Below are 24,878 nucleotides of genomic sequence, written 5' to 3' on the forward strand. Positions count from 1 at the left end.
TTGAAGTCTGATGAACGGGTTTTTTATCGACTTGTGAAAAGGGCTGTCCATGCAACGCCATTCCGTTCCCCATTCCAGACTGCTGCGCTCCCTTCTGTTGGGGTTGATCGTGTCGCCAGCGCTGGGCTTCGCGGCGGGTAAATGTGAGCGGCTGATCGTGACCGGCAGCCCTGACGCGCCGCCGTACCTGTGGCGCGATCCTCAGGATCCCAGGCACCTGATGGGCGCCAACGCTGATCTGCTGAAACAGGCGGCCGGAGAGCTGGGTATCAAGGTCGAGTTTCTGTACGCAGGCAAGCGCAGCCAGGCCCTCGAAGAAGTGCGCACCGGACGCATGGACCTGCTGGCCGATGCGCCCATGAATGCCGCACAACTGGATGCCCTTGACTACATCCATCCAGCCATCGCGCAGAACGATATCGTGATCTGGACACGTCATGATCATGCTGTTCCGCTGACGACGTTCAGCGAACTTCATGGGCACAGCGGCGCCATCTCTGACAAAACGCGGCTGACGCCTGACTTCGACGAGGCCACCCGGCAGCATTTGACGCTGGAGCGCGTTTCCGGTCTGACCCCGGCATTCCAGAAATTGGCGCTGGGCGAGGTGGATTACGTGCTGGCAGGTCGCTATGCGGGGATGGTCATGGTGCAGACATTGGGCTTGTCGGCCGACGTGGTTGCCCAGCCTTTGCCTCTCGACAGGCCCGGTTTCTATCTGGCGCTGTCATTCAATTCGGCCTGCAACGATCCATGGTTGCGCGGACAGCTGGCGAAAAAGATGACAGAATCGGCCGCCTCCGGCCTTGCAGGTGAAGTGATCCGACACAATCTGGATCTCTGGAAAACCCAGCTGTTGCAGCCTGCCAGTGCCAGCGCCTCAACCAAGTAGGGATGTTTTTTGTGAGTATTCGTTTTTCAATCGCCGCCCTGGCGATCGCCTCGCTGGTCGGTTGCGCCAGTGATCCGGTTCCGACCGAACAATTCAAACTGACCGAGCAGGCGCTTGAGCAGGCCAAGGCTGTCGGCGCTGACGAACAGCCCGAGCTGGAAACGGCCGAGGCCAAGTTCGCCGATGCCCGTGCCGACATGGCTGACAAGTCCTACAAGGAAGCGCGCATGAAGGCTGAGCAGGCCGAGCTGGATGCCCGTCTGGCAGAGGCACGCGTCCTGACGCTGAAAAGCCAGGAGCAGATCACTCAGTTGAACACCCGCCTGACTCGGTTGCGCAAGCAGCTGGGAGACGCCCAATGAACCGTATCCCACGTGCGCTGAGCGTTTGCCTGTTGCTGGGCTCTGCAGGTCTTTACGGTTGCGCCGGTCACCAGAACAGTGATCAGGCCCTGCAGCAGGCCAGTGCGGACTTCCAGAAGGTCAAGGAAGACACCGATGTACTGCGCAGTGCGCCGAAAGACGTGATTCGTGCCGGTGAGTCGCTTGCCCGTGCCGAGCGTCTCTCCAGCTATCTGGGCAGTGGTGCCGACGTGAATCATTACGCCTATTTGAGCAGCCGCTACAGTGAAATCGCCCGTGAGCACAGTAATCTCATGCTGAGCCAGGAGCGTCTGGCGAAAATGGAAATGGAACGTCAGCGCCTGCAATTGGGCTTGCGCGAAGCCAAGCTGGCCAGCGCCCAGCAGCAGGGCAGGTGGCTTGAAGACCAGATCCTCAGTCTCGCCACGACCCAGACCGACCGTGGGCTGGTCATGACCCTGGGCGATGTGCTGTTTGATGCGGGCCATGCCGAGCTGAAGAATTCTGCGAGTCGCACCGTGCTCAAGGTCGTGCAGTTTCTGCAGATCAATCCACGCCGGATCGTCAGAATCGAGGGTTATACCGACAGTACCGGTGATCGTCAGGAAAACCTCAAGCTGTCCCGTGATCGGGCACAGGCCGTTGCTGACGTGCTGATGGACCTTGGGATCGATGAAAAGCGAATCAAGGTCGAGGGTTATGGTCAGGAATTCCCGGTCAACGTGAACGCAACCGAACGTGGGCGGGCGCAGAATCGTCGCGTTGAAATCGTCTTTTCCGACGAGAAGGGTCAGCTTGGGGCGGCTCGTTAAGGCTGGGTTCTGGCTTTGCTCCATCCTGGGGGAAAGGATGACCTGAGTCGTGCTCTCGGCTTACGGAATCCGTAGTCTGTGCCAATTGTGACGCTGAGCGATGGGCGCTATCAATGTGGGATGATGATGTTGTCATGCTCCTGCGTGGTAACGCCGCTCAGGACGCTCCCGAATGTGACTGGCTTGAGCGTGCGCTCATTAATTTTCCGCACCCCACGCATTCGCTGGCCCGTTCTCAAACTGTTCCAGTACACTTCATGACAATGGTCGGCCACCACCAATCTGTTTTATAAAAAAATGGCCGACCCTCATGAGGCTGTGGTCATGACCAATCTTTTGCTTTATCAGCGCATCGCTCAGCAACTGGCTGAAGACATTCGTCGCGGTGTTTATCAGCCTGGCGAACGTGTGCCGTCGGTGCGCAAGATGAGTTCGCAGCTCAACGTCAGTCATGCCACGGTCTTGCAGGCCTATGCGAACCTCGAAGATCAAGGTTTGATCCGGGCCAGGCCGCAGTCCGGCTATTACGTGCATCAGACGCCTGCGTTGACCGCCTCCACGCCCGATATAGCCCGTGTCGAGCGTCCGGGGCTGGTCACGCGCAGCAGCATCATTCAGCAGGTGCTCGAAGAGTCGCGCCGTGAGGGGGTCTTCGCGCTGGGTGCAGCCGTGCCTCATGTTGACTATCTGCCCGTTCGCGCCTTGCATCAGCAGCTCGCCAAGGTCACGCGTTTTCACAGTCCGCGGGCATTCAGTTACATGTTCAGCCCGGGTTTCGAGCCGTTGCGCAGGCAGGTGGCTATTCGAATGCGTGACGCGGGCGTTGTCGTCGATCCGTCTGAAGTGGTGATCACGCACGGTTGTGTCGATGCGCTGCAGATGGCGTTACGCGTCCTGACCCGTCCCGGCGATCTGATTGCCGCCGAATCGCCTGCTTACTACGGTCTGCTTCAACTGGCTGACCTGCTCGGCCTGAAAGTCATCGAGATTCCAAGCGATCCGGCCACCGGCATCAGTCTTGAGGCCTTGCAGCTTGCCGCCAATCAATGGTCGATCAAGGCGCTGGTGCTGACCTCCCGGCTGAGTAATCCGCTGGGTGGCACCATGCCTGAGGAGCGGCAGAAGAATCTCCTGCGACTGGCTTCGGATTTCGACATTCAGGTCGTCGAAGATGATGTCTATGGCGAGTTGATGTTCGAGGTGGGACGCACCAAGGCGCTCAAGGCTTTTGATCGACTGGGGCGGGTGATTTATTGCTCGAGTTTCTCCAAGACGCTGTCACCGGGTGTGCGCGTCGGCTGGATGATCGCCGGCAAGTACCAGGCCGAAATCCAGCGCCTGCAAACCTTCAGCACCCATTCGGCCTGCAGTGTGACGCAGATGGCAGTTGCCGCTTACCTGGAGAATGGCGGCTACGACCGGCACCTCAGGTTTATACGGCTGGAATACCGCAAGAATCTGAGTGCCTACCAACTTGCGGTTCAGCAATCGTTTCCCGAAGGCACGCAGATGAGCAGGCCGGCGGGCGGTTTTATTCTTTGGGTCAGCCTGCCTGGGCGGGTCAATACTCAGGAACTGCATGTCCGGGCGCTGGAGCAGGGTATCAGTATTGCGCCGGGACTTATTTTCAGTAACACCGAGCAATTCAACCACGGTATTCGCCTGAACTGCGGAATGCCCTGGAACAGGGAAGCGGAGCGCGCGTTGATGACATTGGGGATGTTGGCCAGACAGTTGTGTCAGGAAGTGTCGCCAGCCTACTGAACACTTGCTGTTTTTCGTCAATTGTTCGGAACTCTTGGCTTGTCATGTATGCCTCAAAGGCACAGCATGTAGCTCTTTCGGCTTTGCCACTGTCTTGTCTGATCTTTTGCCTATGAATATGTTTCGCTGTCTGGGGCTTTGCGTGATCGTTTTACTGAGCGCGTGTGACGCTCGGGAAACGCCGGTGCCCAAACCAAAGACCGAAAGTGGCGCGCCTGCTGCGGCGCAGGCTCCAGTCGCTGCCGAGGCGCGTTCCACGGTCGATTCGCCACGCGAGTCTGTGGTCACCGATTCGGCATCCGAGAAGTCACCCGTGACGATGCACGAGTTGATGCCCAATATTCCGGTGAAGCCGGTGGTGGCTGGCAAGGAGTCTTCTCAGCCCGTGGCACCCCGTCCTATCCTCGAGGCAGCTGAAAAACCCCGGCCGACTGCGAAAGCGGCGGCGACAAAGTCGACAGCGGCCAAACGTGAGGTGGCTGCCAGGACTGGCAAAGAGGTCAAGGCCAAGAATGTGCGTCTCAATCCGCCGAAGCTGGACCTCAGCCTGCCTCCCGAGATGGTCAAGGCGCTCGATCCGCCTGCCAATGTCATCACGGCCAAACGAAAGCCGATATTGCCGCAGATGTTCGGTGGCAAGGACTCGCCTTCGGACTCGGGGGGCTTCGAGTTGAATGGCCGACTGCTGTCCAATGAAATGCAGCTGCAGATGCGTAATGACAACCGTCGCGACGTCGAAGGTGCAGCGCTGGACTTCAAATTTCACCAGTAAGGCATCATCATCGTCCGGAACGCCGTTTTCAAACGGGCGTACTGATGAGTACTATCCTGTTTCTTTCAATCATTCAGCAAGGGTTCGGTTCATGGACTGCCGCTCTGGTTGCGGTGCCTGCTGCATTGCGCCTTCCATCACGTCTCCCATACCGGGCATGCCGAATGGCAAGCCGGCAGGGGAGCGCTGTCTGCATCTTTCCGTCGAGCTTCTTTGTGGGTTGTTCGGTAATCCCGAGCGGCCAGCGGTCTGCAGTCAGTTCAAGGCGGCGGAGGATGTGTGTGGCGTCGATCAGGCTGATGCGATCCGTCTGATCGGCTGGTGGGAAAAAATGACCGCAGTTGCCTGAGCAAGCTGTTCTGCATGATGGTTTCGTCGGCATCTCAACAATAAGGAATAAGACAATGGGTCCGCTGTATCGCATGGCTGTCGCTTGTGGCTTGACTGTAATGCTTGTGGGGGCTGTTCAGGCTGAAGACTGGCAGGTCGCCAAGGACGAAGACGGTATCAAGGTTTCGCTCAGTGATGTGCCGGGCTCCAAGTACAAGGCTTATCGTGGTGTGGCGATCATCAATGCCAGCGTGAGCAAGTTGCGCGCGCTGCAGGAAGACGTGGCGGGCGCCTGTGCCTGGATCCATGAGTGCCAGTTACAGAAAGTCCTCAAGCATGAAGGCAACAAGGCCTGGACGTATACGCGCTTCAATACGCCCTGGCCTGTCACGCCGCGTGATTCGGTGCTGCTGATTACTACGCAGGAGGGTGCTGACGGCAGTCTGACTCGAAATATTCAGGAGCAGCCCGACTACATTCCTGAAGAGAAGGGTTATGTACGTGTGGCGGAGGTCGAGGGTTTCTGGAAGCTGGTGCCCAAGGGTCCCAACCAGACCGAGGTAACCTATCAGGTGCATACCGAGCCTGGCGGAAGTGTACCGTCCATGCTGGCCAACAAGTTCGTGGTCGACGCGCCTTTCAACACTCTGAAGGCGTTGCGGGAAAGGGCTGCGCAATAACGTCACGGTCTTGATGCGATAACTGAAAAGGGCTGCCATTGGCAGCCCTTTTTCGTTTTGCGGTACGGCTTACTTGCGGTCTTTGAGCTCGACAATGTCGCGCTGCACGTTGCCGGTGTACAGCTGGCGTGGGCGGCCGATCTTGTAAGGGCTCGAGAGCATTTCCTTCCAGTGGGAGATCCAGCCGACGGTCCGCGCCAGGGCGAAGATCACGGTGAACATGCTGGTTGGAATGCCGATGGCTTTCAGGATGATGCCCGAGTAGAAGTCGACGTTCGGGTACAGCGAGCGCTCGATGAAGTACGGGTCGGTCAGGGCGATCTCTTCGAGACGCATGGCCAGTTCGAGCTGAGGATCGTTGGTGATGCCCAGTTCTTTCAGCACTTCGTCGCAGGTCTGCTTCATCACGGTGGCGCGTGGGTCGCGGTTCTTGTAGACACGGTGACCGAAGCCCATGAGCTTGAACGGATCGTTCTTGTCCTTGGCCTTGGCGATGAAGGTGTCGATGTTCGAGACATCGCCGATTTCATCGAGCATGGTCAGTACAGCCTCGTTGGCGCCGCCGTGAGCGGGGCCCCAGAGTGCTGCAATGCCTGCGGCGATACAGGCGAACGGGTTGGCGCCCGAAGAGCCCGCCATGCGCACTGTGGACGTCGAGGCGTTCTGTTCGTGGTCGGCGTGGAGGATGAAGATCTTGTCCATCGCCTTGGCCAGCACCGGGCTGATCGGTTTGATCTCGCACGGGGTGTTGAACATCATGTGCAGGAAGTTTTCGGCGTAGCTGAGGTCATTGCGCGGATACATCATGGGCTGACCCATGGAGTACTTGTAGACCATGGCGGCCAGGGTCGGCATCTTGGCGACCAGGCGTACGGCGGAAATCTCGCGGTGCTGCGGATTATTGATGTCCAGCGAGTCGTGGTAGAACGCTGAAAGCGCGCCGACCACTCCGCACATGACGGCCATCGGGTGGGCGTCGCGACGGAAGCCGTTGAAAAAGGTCTTGAGCTGTTCGTGGACCATCGTGTGGTTCTTGACCACGGCGACGAACTGGGCTTTCTGCTCGGCGGTCGGCAATTCGCCGTTGAGCAGCAGGTAGCAGGTCTCCAGGTAGTCGGAGTGCTGGGCCAGTTGTTCGATAGGGTAGCCGCGGTGCAGCAGGATTCCGTTGTCACCATCGATGTAGGTGATCTTCGACTCGCAAGAGGCGGTCGACATGAAGCCAGGGTCGAATGTGAAGCGGCCGGTGGCGGTGAGACCGCGTACGTCGATCACGTCCGGACCCACTGTACCGGTCAGAATTGGCAGCTCGACGGGGGCAGCGCCCTCGATGATCAACTGCGCTTTTTTGTCAGCCATGTGGCCTCCTATTTATGCTTCAAATCATCAGACAGGCCCCCCACGCAGGGCCCGCATCACTATAGTGAGATAAATTCTAAAGTCAATTTGGCTAAAGTCGCGTTCCAGAAGGCCTTCCTGCATATTTTTCAAGGCCCGTTTCCTGCCGTTTACGCCTTTTACGTGACGAGCGCAATCCGCTATTGGCGGTAAGTCTGTGCGTTGTCATTAGTAACCTAACTGTCTATACTCGGCGTCCGACCGCCGGGGGCTTTTGGGCCTGTTCGAAGGGGGTCGTCACTTCCTGGGTGGTGGGTACCTGACCAGTGCACTTCCCAACAACTTGCCCTGATTGTTAGGGGCTCTTCAGTGTGAAAAAAGCCGTGAATAGCCAACGACCTGTAAATCTAGACCTAAGGACCATCAAGCTCCCAGTCACTGCTTACACGTCCATCCTTCACCGTATCTCCGGTGTCATCCTCTTTGTCGGTATTGCAATCATGCTGTACGCAATGGACAAGTCGCTGGCATCCGAAGAGGGCTTCGGTGAAGTAAAAGCGTGTCTGACCAGCCCGCTGGCCAAGCTTGTCATCTGGGGGCTGCTGTCTGCCCTGCTGTATCACCTGGTGGCCGGTATCCGTCACCTGATCATGGACACGGGAGTGGGCGAGACGCTGGAAGGCGGCAAGCTGGGCTCCAAAATCGTTATCGCGGTTTCCGTGGTACTGATTCTTCTGGCAGGAGTATGGATATGGTAACCAACGTCACCAACCTTTCACGTTCGGGCCTCTATGACTGGATGGCGCAGCGTGTTTCTGCGGTCGTGCTCGCGGCTTATTTCATCTTCCTGATCGGATACATGGTCTTTCACCCGGGTCTGAGCTACGCCCAATGGCATGATCTGTTCGCGAACAACTGGATGCGCATCTTCAGTCTGCTGGCCCTCGTTGCCCTTGGCGCTCACGCCTGGGTCGGCATGTGGACCATCGCGACCGACTACCTGACGCCGATGGCGCTGGGCAAGTCCGCGACTGCAGTCCGTTTCCTGTTCCAGGCGGTATGCGGCGTTCTGATGTTCGCCTACTTCGTCTGGGGCGTGCAGATTCTTTGGGGTATCTGATCCATGGCTAACACAAATACGCTTTCTTTCGACGCCATCATCATTGGTGGTGGCGGTGCAGGCATGCGCGCTGCGCTGCAGCTCGCTCAGGGTGGTCACAAGACTGCCGTGGTCACCAAGGTCTTCCCGACCCGCTCGCACACTGTATCCGCACAGGGTGGCATCACCTGCGCAATCGCTTCAGCCGACCCGAACGATGACTGGCGCTGGCACATGTACGATACCGTCAAGGGTTCCGACTACATCGGTGACCAGGACGCTATCGAGTACATGTGTTCCGTAGGTCCGGAAGCGGTCTTCGAGCTCGAGCACATGGGCCTGCCGTTTTCCCGCACCGAACAGGGCCGTATCTATCAACGTCCGTTCGGTGGCCAGTCCAAGGACTTCGGCAAGGGTGGTCAGGCTGCACGTACCTGCGCCGCCGCCGACCGTACCGGTCACGCACTGTTGCACACCCTGTATCAGGCCAACCTGAAGGCCGGCACTGTATTCCTGAACGAATACTACGCAGTGGATCTGGTGAAGAACCAGGACGGCGCGTTCGTCGGCATCATCGCCATCTGCATCGAGACCGGTGAAACGTCTTACATTCGTGCCAACGCGACTGTACTGGCAACCGGCGGTGCAGGCCGTATCTACTCGTCGACCACCAACGCTCTGATCAACACTGGCGACGGTATCGGCATGGCGCTGCGCGCCGGTGTGCCGGTTCAGGACATCGAGATGTGGCAGTTCCACCCGACCGGCATTGCTGGCGCAGGTGTACTGGTTACCGAAGGTTGCCGTGGTGAAGGCGGCTACCTGATCAACAAGCATGGCGAGCGTTTCATGGAGCGTTATGCTCCGAACGCGAAAGACCTTGCCGGTCGTGACGTCGTTGCGCGTTCCATGGTCAAGGAAATCATTGCCGGTAACGGCTGTGGTCCTGACGGCGACCACGTGATGCTCAAGCTTGATCACCTGGGTGAGGAAGTGCTGCACAGCCGCCTGCCAGGCATCATGGAGCTGTCCAAGACCTTCGCACACGTTGACCCGGCTTCCGCGCCTATCCCTGTCGTACCGACCTGCCACTACATGATGGGCGGCGTTGCCACCAACATTCATGGTCAGGCGATCACTCAGGACGCCGCTGGAACGGATCAGATCATTCCGGGTCTGTTCGCTGTAGGTGAAGTGGCTTGTGTATCGGTTCACGGTGCCAACCGTCTGGGCGGCAACTCGTTGCTCGACCTGGTGGTGTTCGGTCGTGCTGCGGGTATCCACCTGGAGCAGGCCCTGCGTGAAGGCGTTGATTACGCCCGTGCGTCCCAGTCCGACATCGACGCGGCTCTGGCGCGTCTTGCCGGCCTGAACGAGCGCACCGAAGGCGAAGACGTTGCCTCGCTGCGTAAAGAGTTGCAAAGCTGCATGCAGAACTACTTCGGTGTATTCCGTACCGGCGAATACATGCAGAAGGGTATTGCCCAGTTGGCCGACCTGCGTGGTCGTATCGCCAACGTCAAGATCAACGACAAGAGCCAGGCGTTCAACACTGCCCGTATCGAAGCGCTTGAACTGCAAAACCTGCTGGAAGTCGCAGAAGCTACCGCGATTGCCGCAGAGCATCGTAAAGAGTCCCGCGGCGCTCACGCCCGTGAAGACTTTGAAGATCGCGATGACGAGAACTGGTTGTGCCACACCCTGTACTTCCCGGGTGACAAGCGCGTAACCAAGCGTGCCGTGAACTTCTCGCCGAAAACTGTTCCGACTTTTGAACCTAAGATTCGGACTTATTAAGGGGTGACCGATATGTTGCAAGTCAGTGTTTATCGTTACAACCCTGAGCAGGACGCTGCGCCGTTCATGCAGGAGTTTCAGGTCGATACCGGTGGTAAGGACCTGATGGTGCTGGACGTGCTGGCCCTGGTCAAAGAACAGGATCAAGGTTTTTCGTATCGTCGCTCGTGCCGTGAAGGCGTCTGCGGTTCCGACGGCATGAACATGAACGGCAAGAACGGCCTGGCCTGCATCACGCCAGTGTCTGCCGTGGTTGCCAAGGGCAAGCTGATCGTGCGTCCGCTGCCGGGTCTGCCGGTCATTCGTGACCTGGTCGTCGATATGAGCATCTTCTACAAGCAGTACGAGAAGGTGAAGCCATTCCTGCAGAACGACACGCCGGCTCCGGCCATCGAACGTCTGCAGACTCCGGAAGAGCGCGAAAAGCTCGATGGCCTGTACGAGTGCATTCTGTGCGCCTGCTGCTCGACATCCTGCCCGTCCTTCTGGTGGAACCCCGACAAGTTCCTGGGCCCGGCCGCACTGCTGCAAGCCTACCGTTTCCTGGCTGACAGCCGTGACACCCGGACCAGTGAGCGTCTGGCTTCACTGGACGATCCGTTCAGCGTGTTCCGCTGCCGCGGGATCATGAACTGCGTCAACGTTTGTCCGAAAGGCCTTAACCCAACCAAGGCTATCGGTCACGTACGCAACATGCTTCTGCAGAACGGCGTCTGATTCAACGTTTTACCTGTAACACCGTTGCACTGAAATGGCCGCGGCGCAGGCTTCAACCGGCGCCGTGGTTTTAACCTGAGCAGTAGCTCGCAAGGCTGCGGCTCTTATTTTGAAGAAATGAGACCAGCAGGGGCATCCGGGCTGGTACCCGGACTATCTGCGTGATTCCCTGGTGACTTGATACAGTCGCTGCACACGACTATTTCAGGATTGCTCTGGTGTCTTCGCCGGTGGTGTCCCCTTACCGAGGGTGACCAAGCATGCAAGAAAGCGTGATGCAGCGCATGTGGAACAGTGCCCACCTATCCGGTGGTAACGCTGCCTATGTGGAAGAGCTCTATGAGCTTTACCTGCACGACCCTAACGCTGTGCCAGAAGAATGGCGCACCTACTTTCAGAAGTTGCCAGCTGATGGCAGCTCTGCCACTGATGTATCGCATTCGACCATTCGCGATCATTTCGTGTTGCTGGCCAAAAACCAGCGCCGCGCTCAACCGGTGTCCGCCGGCAGTGTGAGCAGCGAGCACGAGAAGAAGCAGGTTGAAGTACTGCGACTGATCCAGGCTTATCGTATGCGTGGCCATCAGGCTGCCCAGCTCGATCCGCTGGGTCTGTGGCAGCGTCCTGCACCCGCCGATCTGTCGATCAATCACTACGGCTTGACCAATGCCGATCTGGATACGACTTTCCGCGCCGGCGACTTGTTCATCGGCAAAGAGGAAGCGAGCCTACGCGAAATCCACGAAGCGTTGCAGCAGACATATTGTCGCACCATCGGCTCCGAGTTCACGCACATCGTGGATTCCGAGCAGCGCAACTGGTTCATGCAGCGTCTGGAAAGCGTACGCGGTCGTCCTGCCTTTTCGGCTGACATCCAGAGCCATCTGCTCGAGCGCGTAACCGCTGCTGAAGGCCTCGAAAAATACCTGGGCACCAAATACCCGGGCACCAAGCGTTTCGGCCTGGAAGGCGGCGAAAGCCTGATTCCGATGCTCGACGAGCTGATCCAGCGTTCCGGCTCCTACGGTACCAAGGAAGTCGTGATCGGCATGGCCCACCGTGGCCGTCTGAACGTACTGGTCAACACCTTCGGCAAGAACCCGCGCGACCTGTTCGACGAGTTCGAAGGCAAGAAGAAAGTGGAGCTGGGTTCCGGTGACGTCAAGTATCACCAGGGCTTCTCTTCCAACGTCATGACCGCAGGCGGTGAAGTTCACCTCGCCATGGCATTCAACCCGTCCCACCTTGAGATCGTGTCTCCGGTGGTCGAGGGGTCGGTGCGCGCGCGTCAGGATCGTCGCAACGATCCGAACGGTGACAAGGTTCTGCCGATTTCCCTTCACGGCGACGCTGCCTTCGCAGGCCAGGGCGTTGTGATGGAAACCTTCCAGATGTCGCAGACCCGCGGCTTCAAGACGGGCGGCACGATCCATATCGTCATCAACAACCAGGTAGGCTTCACCATCAGCAACCCGTTGGACTCGCGTTCCACCGAGTACGCTACCGACGTTGCGAAGATGATTCAGGCACCGATTCTCCATGTGAATGGCGATGATCCTGAAGCCGTAATGTTCGTGACCCAGCTGGCGATCGACTACCGCATGCAGTTCAAGCGTGACATCGTCATCGACTTGGTCTGCTACCGTCGTCGCGGTCACAACGAAGCTGACGAGCCGAGCGGCACCCAGCCTCTGATGTACCAGCAGATCACCAAGCAGCGCACCACCCGCGAGTTGTATGCCGAGCGTCTGATCAAGACCGGCGTTCTCGACGAGGCCCGTGTTCAGGCCAAGGTCGACGACTATCGCAGCGCGCTAGACAATGGTCTGCACGTGGTGAAAAGCCTGGTCAAGGAGCCGAACAAGGAGTTGTTCGTCGACTGGCGTCCGTATCTGGGCCACGCCTGGACTGCGCGTCACGACACGCGTTTCGATCTCAAGACCCTGCAGGAACTGTCTGCCAAACTGATGGAGCTGCCGGAAGGCTTCGTCGTGCAGCGTCAGGTCCAGAAGATCTACGAGGATCGCCAGAAGATGCAGGCCGGTGGCTTGCCGATCAACTGGGGCTATGCCGAAACCATGGCGTACGCCACGCTGGCGTTCGAAGGCCACCCGATCCGCATGACGGGTCAGGACATCGGTCGCGGTACGTTCTCGCACCGTCACGCCGTGTTGCACAACCAGAAGGATGCAGGCACCTACATTCCGCTGCAGAACCTGTACGCCGGTCAGCCTCGCTTTGACCTGTATGACTCGTTCCTGTCGGAAGAAGCGGTGCTGGCATTCGAGTACGGCTATTCGACCACCCAGCCCAACGCGCTGGTCATCTGGGAAGCCCAGTTCGGCGACTTCGCCAACGGTGCCCAGGTGGTTGTCGACCAGTTCATCACCAGCGGCGAGCACAAGTGGGGCCGTCTGTGCGGTCTGACCATGCTGTTGCCTCACGGTTATGAAGGGCAGGGCCCGGAGCACTCCTCCGCACGCCTTGAGCGCTACCTGCAATTGTGCGCCGAGCACAACATTCAGGTATGTGTGCCGACCACGCCGGCCCAGATCTACCACTTGCTGCGCCGTCAGGTGATCCGCCCGCTGCGCAAGCCACTGATTGTGCTGACGCCCAAGTCGCTGTTGCGTCACAAGCTTGCGGTTTCGACGCTCGAAGAACTGGCCGAAGGCTCGTTCCAGACCGTGATCCCGGAAATCGATACCCTCGACCCGGCCAAGGTCACACGTCTGGTGCTGTGCAGCGGCAAGGTCTACTACGACCTGCTGGAAAAACGCCGTGCCGAAGGTCGTGAAGATATCGCCATCGTTCGTATCGAGCAGCTGTATCCGTTCCCGGAAGATGACCTGATGGAAACGATCGCGCCTTATACCAACCTGCAGCATGCAGTCTGGTGTCAGGAAGAGCCGATGAACCAGGGTGCCTGGTACAGCAGTCAGCATCATCTGCGTCGCAGTGTGGGCAACCACAAGCGCGAACTCGTTCTCGAGTATGCAGGTCGTGATGCTTCTGCCGCTCCAGCCTGTGGCTACGCTTCGATGCACGCCGAGCAGCAGGAAAAACTCCTGCAAGATGCCTTCACTGTTTAACGCCTTCGAGCATTAGAAACCGAATTAAGGAATTACAGATAATGGCTATCGAGATCAAAGCCCCCTCTTTCCCGGAATCCGTTGCCGACGGCACCATTTCCAAGTGGCACAAGCAACCGGGCGAAGCGGTAAAACGTGACGAGCTGCTGGTCGACATCGAGACTGACAAGGTTGTCCTCGAAGTTCTGGCCGAAGCCGACGGCGTGCTGGCATCGATCGTTAAAGGCGAGGGCGACACTGTCCTGTCCAATGAACTGATTGCAACCCTGGATGCCGGTGCAACTGCATCGGCTGCTCCAGCTGCTGCCGCTGCTCCTGCGGCATCGGCGCCTGCTGCATCTGCCGCTGACGATGAAGATCCGATTGCTGCACCGGCCGCACGCCAGTTGGCTGCAGAAAACGGTATCAACCTGGCCAGCGTCAAGGGCACCGGTAAAGACGGCCGTATCACCAAGGAAGACCTGGTCGCTGCGATTGAAGCGAAGAAATCCGCTCCAGCCGCCGCGCCTGCTGCCAAGCCTGCTGCCGCCGCCGCTCCTGTCGTTGCCGCTGGCGACCGCACCGAGAAGCGCGTGCCGATGACCCGTGTGCGTGCAACCGTGGCCAAGCGTCTGGTTGAAGCCCAGTCGAACATGGCCATGCTGACCACGTTCAACGAAGTGGACATGACTGAAGTCATGGCGCTGCGTTCGAAGTACAAGGACCTGTTCGAGAAGTCGCACAACGGCGTACGTCTGGGCTTCATGTCGTTCTTCGTCAAGGCGGCTACCGAAGCATTGAAGCGCTTCCCGGCTGTGAACGCGTCGATCGACGGTTCCGACATCGTTTACCACGGCTACGCTGACGTGGGTGTTGCGGTTTCCAGCGACCGTGGTCTGGTTGTACCGGTTCTGCGTAACGCCGAGCACATGAGCCTGGCTGAAATCGAAGGCGGCATCGCTACCTTCGGCAAGAAGGCGCGTGACGGCAAGCTGTCCATCGACGAGATGACCGGCGGCACGTTCACCATCACCAACGGTGGTACTTTCGGTTCGATGATGTCGACGCCGATCGTCAACCCGCCACAGGCAGCCATCCTGGGTATGCACAACATTCTGCAGCGCCCCATGGCAGTCAACGGTCAGGTCGTGATCCGTCCAATGATGTATCTGGCACTGTCGTACGATCACCGTTTGATCGACGGTAAAGAAGCTGTAACCTTCCTCGTTACCATCAAGAACCTGCTGGAAGATCCAGCGCGTCTGCTGCTGGATATCTGATGAAGCGGCCACAGGTTGCACGTGTCGGGCTTGAGCGATCAGGTCGATGTGCAGCCTGAGGCTGGTGTGTTGCATCTTATGAATTGGTCGCAAGCCAGCGACGCCGCAAGGCAGAGCGGCTTGCAGCTTGCAGCTTGAAGCTCGCAGCTAAAAAGGAATCTTTTTATGTCCCAGAAATTCGACGTGGTAGTGATTGGCGCAGGCCCTGGCGGTTATGTTGCCGCCATCAAGGCTGCGCAACTTGGTCTCAAGACTGCCTGCATCGAGAAATACCAGGACAAGGAGGGCAAACTGGCCCTCGGCGGTACCTGCCTTAACGTGGGTTGCATTCCGTCCAAGGCGCTGCTGGACAGCTCCTGGAAGTTCTACGAAGCCAAGAATGGCTTTGCGGTCCACGGTATTTCGACCTCCGAAGTGAGCATGGACGTACCGGCCATGATCGGTCGCAAGTCCACCATCGTCAAAGGCCTGACCGGCGGCGTTGCCAGCCTGTTCAAGGCCAACGGCGTGACCACTCTGCAGGGCCACGGCAAACTGCTGGCCGGCAAGAAGGTCGAGCTGACCGGTGCTGACGGCACAGTCGAAATAATCGAAGCAGATCACGTGATCCTGGCTTCCGGTTCGCGTCCGATCGACATTCCGCCGGCTCCGGTCGACCAGAAAGTCATCGTCGACTCGACAGGTGCTCTGGAATTCCAACAGGTGCCAAAGCGCCTGGGCGTGATCGGCGCAGGCGTGATCGGTCTGGAACTGGGTTCCGTATGGGCGCGTCTTGGCGCTCAGGTAACCGTTCTGGAAGCACTGGAAAAATTCATTCCAGCAGCTGACGAAGCGGTTTCCAAGGAAGCGCTGAAGACCTTCACCAAGCAGGGTCTGGACATCAAGCTGGGCGCTCGCGTGACCGGTTCGAAAGTCAACGGCGAAGAAGTTGAAGTCACCTACACCGACGCTTCCGGCGAACAGAAGATCGTTTTTGACCGCCTGATCGTTGCCGTAGGCCGTCGTCCTGTGACGACTGATCTGCTGGCAGCCGACAGCGGCGTCGACATCGACGAGCGTGGTTTCATCTTCGTCGACGACCATTGCACCACCAGCGTTCCGGGCGTCTACGCGATCGGCGACGTGGTTCGTGGTCTGATGCTGGCGCACAAGGCGTCGGAAGAGGGCATCATGGTCGTCGAGCGCATCAAGGGCCACAAGGCCCAGATGAACTACGATCTGGTTCCTTCGGTCATTTACACCCACCCGGAAATTGCATGGGTCGGCAAGACCGAGCAGACCCTGAAGGCCGAAGGCGTTGAAGTCAACGTCGGCACCTTCCCGTTCGCAGCCAGCGGCCGTGCCATGGCAGCCAACGATACTGGCGGTTTCGTCAAGATCATCGCCGATGCCAAGACCGACCGCGTTCTGGGTGTCCACGTGATTGGCCCGAGCGCTGCCGAACTGGTACAGCAGGGTGCTATTGCAATGGAGTTCGGCACCAGCGCTGAAGACATCGGCATGATGGTCTTCTCGCACCCGACTCTGTCCGAAGCGCTGCACGAAGCGGCCCTGGCAGTGAATGGCGGCGCCATCCACATCCAGAACCGCAAGAAACGCTGAGACAACAAGAAACCACGACGCAGTGCCCGTCGTGAATCCTGCCAGCAGGAATCACCGCGGAATCTGCGTCGGACTCGACCTCTCAGGCGGCTTCAGGAAGGCCCGACGGCCTTTCCGGAGTCCACCCGGAGTAGCGGTCACAGGTGGTGCGGCACGCTGACGTGCAGCACCGAATGCGCAGTACCTAAACGAAGACGGTAATAAGCATGAATCTTCACGAGTATCAGGGTAAGCAGCTGTTCGCTGAATACGGCCTGCCAGTATCCAAAGGCTACGCAGTAGACACCCCAGAAGCAGCAGCAGAAGCCTGCGACAAGATCGGCGGAACCGAGTGGGTCGTCAAAGCCCAGGTTCACGCAGGTGGTCGCGGTAAAGCGGGCGGCGTAAAGCTGGTTCGCAGCAAGGAAGACGCTGCAGCGTTCGCACAGCAGTGGCTGGGCAAGCGTCTGGTGACTTACCAGACTGACGCCAATGGTCAGCCAGTGACCAAGATCCTGGTCGAATCGTGCACCGATATCGCCAAAGAGCTGTACCTGGGCGCTGTTGTAGACCGTTCCAGCCGTCGTATCGTGTTCATGGCTTCCACCGAAGGTGGTGTGGACATCGAGAAGATCGCTCACGACACTCCTGAAAAGATTCTCAAGGCCACGATCGATCCACTGGTTGGCGCTCAGCCGTTCCAGGGTCGCGATCTGGCATTCCAGCTGGGTCTGGAAGGCAAGCAGGTCACTCAGTTCGCCAAGATCTTCACCGGTCTGGCCAAACTGTTCCAGGACCACGATCTGGCCCTGCTGGAAGTGAACCCGCTGGTTATCAAGGCTGACGGCGACCTGCATTGCCTCGACGCCAAGATCAACATCGACGCCAACGCCATGTATCGTCAGCCAAAGCTGAAGGCTTTCCACGATCCATCGCAAGATGACCCGCGCGAAGCCCACGCTGCCAAGTTCGAACTGAACTACGTGGCACTGGAAGGCAACATCGGCTGCATGGTCAACGGTGCCGGCCTGGCCATGGGTACCATGGACATCGTCAACCTGCATGGCGGCAAGCCTGCAAACTTCCTTGACGTTGGCGGTGGCGCTACCAAGGAACGCGTTACCGAAGCGTTCAAGATCATCCTGTCCGACACCAACGTCGCCGCAGTACTGGTCAACATCTTCGGCGGCATCGTTCGTTGCGACATGATTGCCGAAGGCATCATCGGTGCAGTGAAAGAAGTCGGCGTGAAAATCCCGGTTGTTGTTCGTCTTGAAGGCAACAACGCTGAACTGGGCGCTAAAGTACTGGCAGAAAGCGGTTTGAACATCATCGCGGCTACCAGCCTGACCGACGCTGCTCAACAAGTCGTCAAAGCTGCGGAGGGCAAATAATGAGCGTCCTGATCAATAAAGACACCAAGGTTATCTGCCAGGGCTTCACTGGCTCGCAGGGTACCTTCCACTCCGAACAAGCCATTGCCTACGGCACCAAAATGGTTGGCGGCGTGACACCAGGCAAGGGTGGCACCACTCACCTGAACCTGCCGGTGTTCAACACTGTTGCAGAAGCGGTTGCTACCACTGGCGCCGATGCTTCGGTTATCTACGTTCCGGCTCCTTTCTGCAAGGATTCGATCCTGGAAGCTGCATTCGCCGGCATCAAGCTGATCGTCTGCATCACCGAAGGCATCCCGACCATCGACATGCTGGAAGCCAAGGTCAAGTGTGACGAACTGGGCGTGGTCCTGATCGGCCCTAACTGCCCAGGCGTCATCACTCCGGGCGAGTGCAAGATCGGCATCATGCCAGGTCACATTCACTTGCCAGGCAAGGTCGGTATCGTGTCGCGTTCCGGCACCCTGACCTACGAAGCTGTGAAGCAGACCACTGACGCCGGTTTCGGTCAGTCCACCTGCGTTGGTATCGGTGGTGACCCGATCCCGGGCTCCAACTTCATCGACATCCTGAAACTGTTCCAGGAAGACCCGAAGACCGAAGCGATCGTCATGATCGGTGAGATCGGCGGTTCGGCTGAAGAAGAAGCGGCTGCCTACATCAAGGCACACGTGACCAAGCCGGTTGTTTCCTACATCGCGGGTGTGACTGCTCCTCCGGGCAAGCGCATGGGCCATGCGGGCGCAATCATCTCCGGCGGTAAAGGTACTGCAGACGAGAAATTCGCTGCACTGCAGGACGCGGGCGTCAAAACCGTTCGTTCCCTGGCAGACATCGGCAAGGCCCTGGCCGAGCTGACCGGTTGGCCGGTGAAGTAAGCCTCGCTTACTTTCTCGAGCAATCAGCAAAGGCCACCTTCTGGTGGCCTTTGTGCATTCTGGGGATTGAGAAATCAATCGCGGCCACGCCACCGTCAAGCTACTGAAGAACCAGGATTTTTTTGTGACAGACCCGTGGTGGCGCCTCCCACAGTTGAGTGTCAGTGGCTATAAATTTCTGCGCTTATAAAGGGCGTATATCGGAAGCTCGCCCTTCAATAGTGCATTTATTGCCCGGATTCGCTACCCTGTCGACCGTTTTTGCGTCGCCCTCACAAGGGGCACGTCGCAAGGTACTGCCACGTCTTACGCTGACGGGCTGCGTTCACCTCATTCACGGGTGACGTCATTTCCCTTATCTCGATTTTGTGTGGTCCTTTGCAATGAAAGTGTTGAAAGGCCAGGACATCCTGGCACTTGGTTTCATGACGTTCGCCCTCTTCGTCGGGGCGGGCAATATCATCTTCCCGCCTATCGTGGGTCTGCAGGCCGGTCCCCATGTATGGATCGCCGCGCTGGGCTTTCTGGTTACGGCAGTGGGCTTGCCAGTGGTCACGGTAATTGCCCTGGCCAGGGTCGGTGGCGCGATGGATGCGTTGAGCAGCCCGATCGGCAAGGTCGCGGGCGGTATTCTCGCTGCGGTGTGTTACCTCGCCGTCGGCCCTTTGTTCGCCACGCCGCGCACGGCCACGGTTTCCTTCGAGGTCGGGCTTGCGCCGTTGACCGGTGACGGTCCGATGGCGCTGGCCCTGTATAGCCTCGTGTATTTCCTGGTGGTGTTCTGGGTGTCGCTGTATCCGGGGCGACTGCTCGACACGGTAGGGCGCTTTCTCGCGCCGCTCAAGATACTCGCACTGGCGATTCTGGGTATCGCAGCCTTTGCTCTGCCAGCAGGCGACATCGGTACCGCAGAGCCTGCTTACACGGCAGCGCCGTTCTCGCAGGGCTTCATCAATGGCTACCTGACCATGGACACCCTGGGGGCTCTGGTATTCGGCATCGTCATCGTCAACGCAATCCGCTCGCGGGGCGTCGAATCGCCGCGGCTGATCACGCGTTACGCGATCATCGCCGGACTGATTGCAGGGGTAGGGCTGGCGCTGGTGTACATCAGTCTGTTTCGCCTGGGTTCCGGCAGTCACTCGGTGGCTGCGGGTGCAACCAATGGCGCGGTGGTGCTGCACGCTTACGTGCAACACACCTTCGGTTCGCTGGGCAGCGGCTTTCTGGCGGTGCTGATTTCCCTGGCGTGTCTGGTGACAGCGGTAGGTCTGACCTGCGCCTGTGCCGAATACTTTGCCAAGATCCTGCCGCTGTCCTACAGGACGCTGGTGGTGATGCTGGCTGTCTTCTCGCTGCTGGTGTCGAATCTGGGCCTGACCAAGCTGATCCTGTTCTCGATCCCGGTACTGACCGCGATCTATCCGCCCTGCATCGTTCTGGTTGCGTTGAGCTTCTGCAAGGGATTCTGGCAACGTCAGGGTCGAGTGGTGGCACCTGTCATGCTGGTGTCGCTGATCTTTGGGCTGATCGATGCGATAAAAGGCGCGGGCTTTACTGACTCTCTGCCGAAAGCGTTGGCTAACTTGCCATTGAGTGAGCAGGGTCTGGCCTGGTTGATTCCGTCGGTTATAACATTGGCGGGTGCAATCATTGTCGACAGAATTAAAGGCAAGCGCAGCGAAGCGTTGGCATGAAGTCGGTCATATAACTAAACGCGCAATAATAAAGCCCGCCTAAGCGGGCTTTATTATGTGTAGTTCTGCAAGCCGATGGCTTTACTTGGTTGCAGGTGCTGCTTCAGTCGCCGGGGCCGGAGCCTGGTTGGCGTTTTCGGTCGCGCGCTGTTGAGCGGCTTCAGCGTTTTTCTGAGCAGCTTCCTGGCTTTCCTTGGCCGCGTCGTTCACTTTTTCCTGAGCCTTCTCCATCGACTCCTGGGACTGTTGAGCAGCTTTGTTGGCATCTTGCTGAGTGTTCTCGGATTTTTTGTCGCAGGCAGCAAGACCCAGAGTGGCAGAAAGCATCAAGGCATAGGCTAAAGATTTACGCATGGGGTATTTCTCCTTATTGAGTATCCACGTGCCTAAGAGCATGCCCGTGTAAATTAAGTTCCAGGCAGTTCGGTATATTATTTAACCTCGCTGTTTTATTCATGTTTCGTCCAGCTGAAACAGCTCGCAAGCAGCCGTCGATGTTATTATGTATACGCGGTTCCGATCCGCGACGACAAAGAAGTTCACAGCCCGGTCGGCAGTCGGAATGCATCGATTGATTCCTGTGCTCTTGAAATCCCTCGCCCAGCCCCCACTTTGATGACTACGCGCTGCTACACAGGCTCATGCCTCGCTGTGGCGGCTTATGCCATCCAGATCGGAGTTTGATGACCATGAGTGTGGAAACTCAAAAGGAAACCCTGGGCTTCCAGACCGAGGTAAAGCAGCTGCTTCACCTCATGATCCATTCGCTGTATTCCAACAAGGAAATCTTCCTTCGCGAATTGATCTCGAACGCGTCTGACGCGGTCGACAAATTGCGTTTCGAGGCGCTGTCCAGGCCTGAGCTGCTGGAAGGCGGCGCAGAGCTGAAGATTCGCGTGAGCTTCGACAAGGACGCGAAGACCGTTACGCTCGAAGACAACGGCATTGGTATGAGCCGTGACGATGTGATCACCCATCTGGGGACCATCGCCAAATCCGGTACCGCTGATTTCATGAAAAACCTGTCGGGCGACCAGAAGAAGGATTCGCACCTGATCGGTCAGTTCGGCGTCGGTTTCTATTCGGCGTTCATCGTCGCCAATCAGGTTGAAGTGTTCAGCCGTCGTGCGGGCCTGCCGGCCAGCGAAGGTGTGCACTGGTCCTCCAAGGGTGAAGGCGAGTTCGAAGTCGCGACCCTGGACAAGGCCGAGCGCGGCACCCGCATCGTCCTGCACCTGAAGGACGGCGAAGATGAGTTTGCCGACGGCTATCGTCTGCGCAACATCATCAAGAAGTACTCCGACCACATCGCTCTGCCTATCGAACTGCCGAAAGAGCAGGCTCCGGCGGCAGAAGGCGAGGAGGCACCGGCGCTCGAGTGGGAAACCGTCAACCGCGCCAGCGCGCTGTGGACCCGCTCCCGTTCCGAGGTGAAGGACGAGGAGTATCAGGAGTTCTACAAGCACGTCGCCCACGATTACGAGAACCCGCTGAGCTGGAGCCACAACAAGGTCGAAGGCAAGCTGGAGTACACCTCGCTGCTTTACGTACCGGCCCGCGCACCGTTCGACCTGTATCAGCGCGAAGCACCACGTGGCCTGAAGCTGTACGTGCAGCGCGTATTTGTCATGGATCAGGCCGAGTCGTTCCTGCCGCTGTACATGCGCTTCATCAAGGGCGTGGTCGATTCCAATGACCTGTCGTTGAACGTGTCCCGCGAGATCCTGCAGAAAGACCCGATCATCGACTCGATGAAGTCGGCGCTGACCAAGCGCGTCCTCGACATGCTGGAAAAGCTGGCGAAGAACGAGCCCGAGCAATACAAGGGTTTCTGGAAGAATTTCGGTCAGGTCCTCAAGGAAGGCCCGGCAGAAGACTTCGCCAACAAGGAGAAGATCGCCGGCCTGCTGCGCTTCGCTTCCACTTCCGACGAGAGCGGCGAGCAGAGCGTTTCTCTGGCCGAGTACCTGGCTCGCGCCAAGGAAGGTCAGGATAAGATCTACTACCTGACCGGCGAATCCTACGCTCAGGTCAAGAACAGCCCGCACCTTGAAGTCTTCCGCAAGAAAGGCATCGAAGTGCTGCTGTTGACCGACCGTATCGACGAGTGGCTGATGAGCTACCTGAGCGACTTCGACGGCAAGGGCTTCGTGGACGTGGCGCGTGGTGATCTGGATCTGGGCAAGCTCGACTCCGAAGAGGACAAGAAGGCTCAGGAAGAGATCGCCAAGGACAAGGAAGGCTTGATCGAGCGTATCAAGACGGCCCTGGGCGAGTCTGTCAGTGAGGTGCGTGTGTCGCATCGTCTGACCGATTCACCTGCGATTCTGGCCATCGGCGAGCAGGACATGGGTCTGCAGATGCGTCAGATTCTGGAAGCCAGCGGTCAGAAGGTTCCGGACTCCAAGCCAATCTTCGAATTCAACCCGGCGCACCCTCTGATCGGCAAGCTGGACGCCGAGCAGAGCGAAGAACGCTTTGGCGACCTGTCGCACATCCTGTTCGATCAGGCTGCGCTGGCTGCCGGTGACAGCCTCAAGGATCCGGCCGCTTACGTGCGCCGTCTGAACAAGCTGTTGGTAGAGCTGTCGGTTTGATGACCGAATGACAGAAAACCCGCTTCGGCGGGTTTTTTGTTTGTGCTTGCGCACCGTATTTTTGACAACCTCAAATGATCAGGAGTCAGCAATGAGCAGCAAGATTACTGTCCGTTCCGTAGTACACCAGATTGATGGTCAGCCCTACGAAAGTCGTCTCGTGTACGACGCCAGCGCGACCTCGTCCCGTCCTGGCCTGTTGATGGCTCCCAACTGGATGGGCGTCAGCGAAGGTGCCGAGGACATCGCCAAGGCCGTGGCTGAGCAGGGTTATGTAGTACTGCTGGCCGACCTGTATGGTCAGAAAATTCGCCCGGCCAATGGCGATGAAGCCGGCGCGGCGATGATGCCCCTTAAAGATGACCGTGCTCTGCTGCGCAAGCGCATGCAGGCCGGTCTTGATCTGCTGCTGAGTCAGGCGGGTGTGTCGCTGGACGCCAAACGCATCGCGACGTTCGGCTTCTGCTTCGGTGGTTGCTGCTCGCTGGAGCTGGCGCGCAGCGGTGCTGATGTAAAGGCGGCGATATCCTTCCACGGCACACTGGACACGCCAAACCCTGGCGATGCGAGCAACATCAAGGGTTCTGTTCTGGTCCTGAACGGCGCATCGGACCCGATGGTGCCGAAAGACCAGCAGTTGGCGTTTGAAGATGAAATGAATGCAGCAAAGGTCGATTGGCAGTTGCACAACTACGGCGGCGCGTTCCATTCCTTTACCGATCCGCACGCCAATGTTCCGGGCAAGATGATGTACGACGCCAAGGTCGCTGCACGGGCCTTCAAGTCGATGCACGATCTATTGAGCGAAGTGTTCAACCAAAAGTAAGTCAGTGTAACGGCCGGATCTTCAAGGCAACTCGATCCGGCCCGTTTCTCCTGGAACTGTCGGCCAGTCGCCGTCTGCCCATCGACGCCGTGCATCTTCGATCAGTGCGGCCTCGCTGGCGACGAAATTCCAGTTCATGCGCCGCGGTCCGTCCAGGGCTGCGCCGCCTATCAGCACCGCATGGCATTCGCTTTCCGCGCACAGGTTGACAGTGGTTCCGGGTTCCAGCACGACCATCGTGCAGGGCAGGACCGGTGTGCCGTCCAGTGCGGCTTCACCTGCGAGCACATACAGCGCGCGCTCCTGATGTTCCGGTTCCATTGCCAGGGTCGTGGCGGTCTGCAGGCGTATTTCAGCGTACAGCGTGTCTGAGAGCACCGGTATGGGTGATTGCAGGCCAAAGCCGTTACCCGCCAGCATGCGTATGAAAATTCCCATGCTGTCGCTTTGCGGCAGGCTGTGTGCCGGGTGATGGCTGTAATGACCTTCACCCTGTTCGTGGTCACGGGGCGATGCCAGCCAGACCTGCAGGCCATGCAGGCGCGATCCGCTCACCCGCAACGGCTCCGGCGTGCGCTCGATGTGGGCGATGGCTGCGCCTGACGTCATCCAGCTCACATCTCCCGCCTTGACGCACTGATCGCTGCCCAAGCTGTCCTTGTGCTGCAGTTCGCCTTCCAGCAGGTACGTCAGCGTCGACAGGCCGATATGCGGGTGCTGTCGGATATCCATGCCTGCGCCAGGCGGGTAATCCGTCGCAAGCATGTGGTCGAAGAACACGAATGGCCCCACGCTGCGGCAGCGCGCGGAGGGCAGGGGGCGAAGGATCGGCTGGCCTTCCACCGTTTCGGCGCGTGGTGTGAGGGTGAGCATGGTTCGGGTCTCGACAATCTGTCAGGGAGTGTCTGGAATCATAACGCGGGCGGGGCGAGGGGAGAATGTCAGGGTTGGCATGACCGATTTCCGTAGCGGGCACAGGGCTGTGGGA

The 24,878-nt window shown here is 58.4% G+C and carries 22 protein-coding genes; 19 read left to right on the forward strand and 3 right to left on the reverse strand.

The genetic code is table 11. From position 1 onward, the window contains the following. Positions 1-49 precede the first annotated feature (49 nt). From AO065_RS00440 to AO065_RS00470, 7 genes are all read left to right on the forward strand, one after another. Positions 50-892 (forward strand): substrate-binding periplasmic protein, encoded by an 843-nt coding sequence (locus tag AO065_RS00440; protein ID WP_004882589.1) that lies wholly within the window; start codon positions 50-52, stop codon positions 890-892. Positions 893-903: 11 nt separating this feature from the next. After that, on the forward strand, positions 904-1,254 hold the full coding sequence (locus AO065_RS00445) for a DUF4398 domain-containing protein (RefSeq protein ID WP_004882588.1): 351 nt from the start codon (positions 904-906) through the stop codon (positions 1,252-1,254). Further along, positions 1,251-2,066, forward strand: coding sequence for an OmpA family protein (locus AO065_RS00450; RefSeq protein ID WP_004882587.1), 816 nt, complete (start codon positions 1,251-1,253; stop codon positions 2,064-2,066). Before AO065_RS00445 ends, AO065_RS00450 begins: the two co-directional genes overlap by 4 nt. Before the next feature lie 324 nt (positions 2,067-2,390). Continuing rightward, positions 2,391-3,830: an aminotransferase-like domain-containing protein gene (locus AO065_RS00455; RefSeq protein ID WP_004882586.1), complete on the forward strand. Its 1,440-nt coding sequence runs from the start codon at positions 2,391-2,393 to the stop codon at positions 3,828-3,830. A 112-nt stretch (positions 3,831-3,942) separates the two neighbouring features. Further along, positions 3,943-4,602 (forward strand): translation initiation factor 2, encoded by a 660-nt coding sequence (locus AO065_RS00460; RefSeq protein ID WP_080597935.1) that lies wholly within the window; start codon positions 3,943-3,945, stop codon positions 4,600-4,602. A 91-nt stretch (positions 4,603-4,693) separates the two neighbouring features. Then, complete coding sequence (locus AO065_RS00465; RefSeq protein WP_004882584.1) at positions 4,694-4,951, forward strand: YkgJ family cysteine cluster protein; 258 nt, start codon at positions 4,694-4,696, stop codon at positions 4,949-4,951. Positions 4,952-5,006: 55 nt separating this feature from the next. Next, the gene (locus tag AO065_RS00470; protein WP_004882583.1) at positions 5,007-5,612 is read left to right on the forward strand and encodes an START domain-containing protein; all 606 of its coding nucleotides are present in this window, start codon (positions 5,007-5,009) and stop codon (positions 5,610-5,612) included. A gap of 69 nt (positions 5,613-5,681) precedes the next feature. On the opposite strand, the gene gltA is transcribed toward AO065_RS00470, so the two are convergent. Beyond that, on the reverse strand, positions 5,682-6,971 hold the full coding sequence (gltA, locus tag AO065_RS00475; RefSeq protein WP_004882582.1) for a citrate synthase: 1,290 nt from the start codon (positions 6,969-6,971) through the stop codon (positions 5,682-5,684). Between the two features lie 350 nt (positions 6,972-7,321). Here gltA and sdhC point away from each other — a divergent pair, with 350 nt between their 5' ends. The 10 genes from sdhC (at position 7,322) to brnQ (ending at position 20,467) form a co-directional block, all read left to right on the forward strand. Then, complete coding sequence (gene sdhC / locus AO065_RS00480) at positions 7,322-7,708, forward strand: succinate dehydrogenase, cytochrome b556 subunit (RefSeq protein ID WP_004882581.1); 387 nt, start codon at positions 7,322-7,324, stop codon at positions 7,706-7,708. Next, positions 7,702-8,070 carry a succinate dehydrogenase, hydrophobic membrane anchor protein gene (sdhD, locus tag AO065_RS00485; protein WP_004882580.1) on the forward strand — a complete coding sequence of 123 codons (369 nt, stop codon included), beginning with the start codon at positions 7,702-7,704 and terminating at the stop codon, positions 8,068-8,070. Before sdhC ends, sdhD begins: the two co-directional genes overlap by 7 nt. Positions 8,071-8,073: 3 nt before the next feature. After that, on the forward strand, positions 8,074-9,846 hold the full coding sequence (gene sdhA, locus AO065_RS00490) for a succinate dehydrogenase flavoprotein subunit (RefSeq protein ID WP_004882579.1): 1,773 nt from the start codon (positions 8,074-8,076) through the stop codon (positions 9,844-9,846). 12 nt (positions 9,847-9,858) lie between these two features. Beyond that, positions 9,859-10,563: a succinate dehydrogenase iron-sulfur subunit gene (locus AO065_RS00495; RefSeq protein ID WP_004882578.1), complete on the forward strand. Its 705-nt coding sequence runs from the start codon at positions 9,859-9,861 to the stop codon at positions 10,561-10,563. 260 nt (positions 10,564-10,823) lie between these two features. Beyond that, positions 10,824-13,655 carry a 2-oxoglutarate dehydrogenase E1 component gene (locus AO065_RS00500; protein WP_004882577.1) on the forward strand — a complete coding sequence of 944 codons (2,832 nt, stop codon included), beginning with the start codon at positions 10,824-10,826 and terminating at the stop codon, positions 13,653-13,655. 41 nt (positions 13,656-13,696) lie between these two features. After that, positions 13,697-14,914, forward strand: a complete 1,218-nt coding sequence (gene odhB / locus AO065_RS00505; RefSeq protein ID WP_004882576.1) for a 2-oxoglutarate dehydrogenase complex dihydrolipoyllysine-residue succinyltransferase — start codon at positions 13,697-13,699, stop codon at positions 14,912-14,914. Between the two features lie 165 nt (positions 14,915-15,079). Beyond that, complete coding sequence (gene lpdA, locus AO065_RS00510) at positions 15,080-16,516, forward strand: dihydrolipoyl dehydrogenase (protein WP_004882575.1); 1,437 nt, start codon at positions 15,080-15,082, stop codon at positions 16,514-16,516. A 206-nt stretch (positions 16,517-16,722) separates the two neighbouring features. Further along, entirely contained in the window at positions 16,723-17,889 is a 1,167-nt protein-coding gene (sucC, locus tag AO065_RS00515; RefSeq protein WP_004882574.1) for an ADP-forming succinate--CoA ligase subunit beta, read from the forward strand. After that, on the forward strand, positions 17,889-18,770 hold the full coding sequence (gene sucD / locus AO065_RS00520) for a succinate--CoA ligase subunit alpha (protein WP_004882573.1): 882 nt from the start codon (positions 17,889-17,891) through the stop codon (positions 18,768-18,770). Before sucC ends, sucD begins: the two co-directional genes overlap by 1 nt. A gap of 383 nt (positions 18,771-19,153) precedes the next feature. After that, positions 19,154-20,467 (forward strand): branched-chain amino acid transport system II carrier protein, encoded by a 1,314-nt coding sequence (gene brnQ / locus AO065_RS00525; RefSeq protein ID WP_004882572.1) that lies wholly within the window; start codon positions 19,154-19,156, stop codon positions 20,465-20,467. 81 nt (positions 20,468-20,548) lie between these two features. Here the strand turns inward: brnQ and AO065_RS00530 are convergent, their stop codons facing one another. Beyond that, positions 20,549-20,821 carry a hypothetical protein gene (locus AO065_RS00530; RefSeq protein ID WP_004882571.1) on the reverse strand — a complete coding sequence of 91 codons (273 nt, stop codon included), beginning with the start codon at positions 20,819-20,821 and terminating at the stop codon, positions 20,549-20,551. Between the two features lie 335 nt (positions 20,822-21,156). On the opposite strand from AO065_RS00530, the gene htpG reads away from it, so the two are divergent. Further along, entirely contained in the window at positions 21,157-23,064 is a 1,908-nt protein-coding gene (gene htpG, locus AO065_RS00535; protein WP_004882570.1) for a molecular chaperone HtpG, read from the forward strand. A gap of 91 nt (positions 23,065-23,155) precedes the next feature. Then, complete coding sequence (locus AO065_RS00540) at positions 23,156-23,890, forward strand: dienelactone hydrolase family protein (RefSeq protein ID WP_004882569.1); 735 nt, start codon at positions 23,156-23,158, stop codon at positions 23,888-23,890. Between the two features lie 21 nt (positions 23,891-23,911). On the opposite strand, the gene AO065_RS00545 is transcribed toward AO065_RS00540, so the two are convergent. Beyond that, entirely contained in the window at positions 23,912-24,763 is an 852-nt protein-coding gene (locus AO065_RS00545; RefSeq protein ID WP_004882568.1) for a pirin family protein, read from the reverse strand. Positions 24,764-24,878: the final 115 nt, after the last annotated feature.

It is taken from the genome of Pseudomonas viridiflava, from assembly GCF_001642795.1.
Classification (GTDB): Bacteria; Pseudomonadota; Gammaproteobacteria; order Pseudomonadales; family Pseudomonadaceae; genus Aquipseudomonas; species Aquipseudomonas viridiflava.

Bases quoted from the DNA above. Each gene is read 5' to 3' on its own strand.
- AO065_RS00500 (WP_004882577.1), top strand. From the start codon at position 10,824: ATGCAAGAAAGCGTGATGCAGCGCATGTGGAACAGTGCCCACCTATCC.
- AO065_RS00530 (WP_004882571.1), bottom strand. From the start codon at position 20,821: ATGCGTAAATCTTTAGCCTATGCCTTGATGCTTTCTGCCACTCTGGGT.
- sucD (WP_004882573.1), top strand. From the start codon at position 17,889: ATGAGCGTCCTGATCAATAAAGACACCAAGGTTATCTGCCAGGGCTTC.
- AO065_RS00545 (WP_004882568.1), bottom strand. From the start codon at position 24,763: ATGCTCACCCTCACACCACGCGCCGAAACGGTGGAAGGCCAGCCGATC.
- AO065_RS00540 (WP_004882569.1), top strand. From the start codon at position 23,156: ATGAGCAGCAAGATTACTGTCCGTTCCGTAGTACACCAGATTGATGGT.
- sdhA (WP_004882579.1), top strand. From the start codon at position 8,074: ATGGCTAACACAAATACGCTTTCTTTCGACGCCATCATCATTGGTGGT.
- odhB (WP_004882576.1), top strand. From the start codon at position 13,697: ATGGCTATCGAGATCAAAGCCCCCTCTTTCCCGGAATCCGTTGCCGAC.
- gltA (WP_004882582.1), bottom strand. From the start codon at position 6,971: ATGGCTGACAAAAAAGCGCAGTTGATCATCGAGGGCGCTGCCCCCGTC.
- AO065_RS00470 (WP_004882583.1), top strand. From the start codon at position 5,007: ATGGGTCCGCTGTATCGCATGGCTGTCGCTTGTGGCTTGACTGTAATG.
- AO065_RS00450 (WP_004882587.1), top strand. From the start codon at position 1,251: ATGAACCGTATCCCACGTGCGCTGAGCGTTTGCCTGTTGCTGGGCTCT.
- brnQ (WP_004882572.1), top strand. From the start codon at position 19,154: ATGAAAGTGTTGAAAGGCCAGGACATCCTGGCACTTGGTTTCATGACG.
- htpG (WP_004882570.1), top strand. From the start codon at position 21,157: ATGAGTGTGGAAACTCAAAAGGAAACCCTGGGCTTCCAGACCGAGGTA.
- lpdA (WP_004882575.1), top strand. From the start codon at position 15,080: ATGTCCCAGAAATTCGACGTGGTAGTGATTGGCGCAGGCCCTGGCGGT.
- sdhD (WP_004882580.1), top strand. From the start codon at position 7,702: ATGGTAACCAACGTCACCAACCTTTCACGTTCGGGCCTCTATGACTGG.
- AO065_RS00455 (WP_004882586.1), top strand. From the start codon at position 2,391: ATGACCAATCTTTTGCTTTATCAGCGCATCGCTCAGCAACTGGCTGAA.
- AO065_RS00495 (WP_004882578.1), top strand. From the start codon at position 9,859: ATGTTGCAAGTCAGTGTTTATCGTTACAACCCTGAGCAGGACGCTGCG.
- AO065_RS00465 (WP_004882584.1), top strand. From the start codon at position 4,694: ATGGACTGCCGCTCTGGTTGCGGTGCCTGCTGCATTGCGCCTTCCATC.
- AO065_RS00460 (WP_080597935.1), top strand. From the start codon at position 3,943: ATGAATATGTTTCGCTGTCTGGGGCTTTGCGTGATCGTTTTACTGAGC.
- AO065_RS00440 (WP_004882589.1), top strand. From the start codon at position 50: ATGCAACGCCATTCCGTTCCCCATTCCAGACTGCTGCGCTCCCTTCTG.
- sucC (WP_004882574.1), top strand. From the start codon at position 16,723: ATGAATCTTCACGAGTATCAGGGTAAGCAGCTGTTCGCTGAATACGGC.